This is a genomic window from Hyphomonas oceanitis SCH89 (assembly GCF_000685295.1).
Classification (GTDB): domain Bacteria; phylum Pseudomonadota; class Alphaproteobacteria; order Caulobacterales; family Hyphomonadaceae; genus Hyphomonas; species Hyphomonas oceanitis.
Genome location: NZ_ARYL01000135.1, coordinates 1 through 963, shown reverse-complemented (window position 1 = coordinate 963; position 963 = coordinate 1). Strand labels below are relative to the sequence as shown.

Here is a 963-nt window from a genome sequence, read left to right as displayed (position 1 = left end):
AAAATGTATGGTCCGCCCCGTCATTGCAAGGGATATCGGGTATCGTCTGACGAAGAACAGTTTGCATAAATGTATCCGGCCTCTCGCGAGTGGACTGCTGTTGCAGCCAGGCCATGATGAGATACGCGCACGTCGTTTCCAAATAAACACTCGGGCTGGTTCGCCCGTTTTTTATACCGGGTTTACGCCGTGCCGATCGACTGTCTCGTCATCATCCTCCCGAGCCTCGCAATCTGTTGGGGCGATCGATCTCAGCTGAAGGCTGGATCCTGCCGTTCGTAAAGTGCGCCGGGCTTGGTTATTATCACCCAGGCCATGCGCGCCATCTTGTTGGCCAAAGCGACCGCGACTTTGTTGGGGTGCATCCTGCCCTGCAAGCCAACCAGCCAGTCACCGAGCCGGTGACGGCTCTTGTCGAGATGGATGAGGCAGGCTCTGGCGCCATGGATCAGCAATCGCCTGACATAGGTGTTGCCGCGCTTGGAGATGCCGAGCAGCTTCTGCTTGCCTCCGGTCGAGTACTCCCTCGGCGTGAGCCCGAGCCATGCGGCAAGGTCGCGCGCACGTCGGAACTGTCTGCCGTCTCCGACGGCAGCCAGAAGCGCACTGGCTCCAAGCGGGCCTATGCCGGGAATCGTCATGAGACGGCGCGCGACATCATCACGGGCAACCAGGGCTTCTATCTCCGACGTCACCGTCCTGATGCGCAGCTCCAGGCGCTGGAGATCTTCAAAGAGGTCCGATAGTAGCCGGCGCATTGAGGGCGACAGGTCATTGTCCTCATCGGCCATAACACGGGGGAAGTCGGCTTTGAAGAAGTTGACGCCCTGGCGCAGGGCAATGCCAAACTCCAGGCAGAACGCACGCATCTGATTGATCAGGGCTGTGCGCTTGCCGATCATCTGGTCGCGGATGCGGTGAAGGGCCTGGATATCCACCTGGTCGACGCTCTTGACCGGCACA

Annotated in this window: 1 protein-coding gene; it reads right to left on the bottom strand. The window is 59.6% G+C overall.

From position 1 onward, the window contains the following. Window positions 1–251 precede the first annotated feature (251 nt). The coding region (locus HOC_RS20590) for an IS110 family RNA-guided transposase (protein ID WP_035542620.1) at window positions 252–963 on the bottom strand (712 nt) is incomplete at its 5' end.